Genomic DNA, 1,213 nt, shown 5'->3' on the forward strand with positions numbered 1-1,213 from the left:
AGTTCAAGTCGCGGGTTGCGCTGGAGGCGATCCGGGGCGAGCAGACGCTTTCGGAGTTGGCGTCGAAGCACGGCGTGCACCAGACGATGATTGCCCAGTGGAAGCGCCAGGCAGTCGAGGGCATGGCGGGCATCTTCTCCGGCAAGGCGGCACCGGAGGCGGCGGCCAGCCCGGCCGACGTGGAGAAACTTCACGCAAAGATTGGCCAATTGCTGGTGGAACGGGATTTTTTGCGGGATGCCTCTGTGCGGTTGAGCATGCTCAGAGGCGGCAAATGATCGACCTGAAGCGGCCTCGGCTTTCCGTGGTGCGGCAATGCGCGCTGCTGCAACTCAACCGGTCGTCCGTGTATTACCGGCCGGTGCCGGAGAGTGAGGGCAATCTTGAACTGATGCGGCTGATCGACGCGCAGTTTCTTGAGACACCCTATTACGGGTCGCGGCAGATGACCCGGCATCTCAGGCGGCTCGGCCATGATGTCGGGCGCAAGCGTGTCCGTCGGCTGATGGCGACGATGGGGCTGCGGGCGATCTATCAGAAGCCGCACACGACGATACCGCATCCTGGGCATCGCAAATATCCGTATTTGCTGCGGGATCTGGTGATCGATCGCCCCAATCAGGTGTGGTGCTCGGACATCACCTATATCCCGATGCGAAAGGGTTTTCTGTATCTCGTGGCGATCATGGACTGGTCGACGCGCAAGGTTCTGTCCTGGCGGCTGTCGAACACGATGGATGCCGAGTTCTGCATCGAGGCGCTACAGGAGGCCCTGATCCGCTACGGCGCACCGGAGATCTTCAACACGGATCAGGGGTCACAATTCACGACGCCCCGGTTCACGGACGTGCTGCAAGCGCGCCAGATCCGCATCAGCATGGACGGTCGCGGCCGATGGCTCGACAACGTATTCATCGAGCGCCTGTGGCGATCCCTGAAATACGAATGCGTCTACCTGCACGCGTTCGAGACCGGTTCGGAACTGCGGGCCGGGCTCATTGCATGGATCGCGCATTACAACGGGCAGCGTCCTCATTCGGCTTTGGCTGGACGCACGCCCGATGAGGCGTATCATAACGCGCCGACGCCATTGGGTCCGGGGTTAACCCCGGACCCAATGGCCAACAGCAACACCGTCAACCTGGCGGCATGACAACAACCGGCTATAGCTTATCAGGCCCGTAAAGCTGTCCGAACGGATGGGACCACCTCT

General features: G+C 61.3%; 1 protein-coding gene. It reads left to right on the top strand.

The features are described from left to right. Window positions 1–1,153, top strand: a protein-coding gene (locus GKO01_RS15680) for an IS3 family transposase (protein ID WP_099287796.1) whose coding sequence is annotated in 2 segments (ribosomal slippage) — window positions 1–237 and window positions 237–1,153 — 1,154 coding nt annotated over the 2 segments. Because the reading frame shifts where the segments join, the coding sequence is not laid out codon by codon here. This gene is flagged as partial in the annotation. Window positions 1,154–1,213: the final 60 nt, after the last annotated feature.

This window comes from Gluconobacter kondonii, assembly GCF_002723995.1.
Taxonomy (GTDB): Bacteria; Pseudomonadota; Alphaproteobacteria; order Acetobacterales; family Acetobacteraceae; genus Gluconobacter; species Gluconobacter kondonii.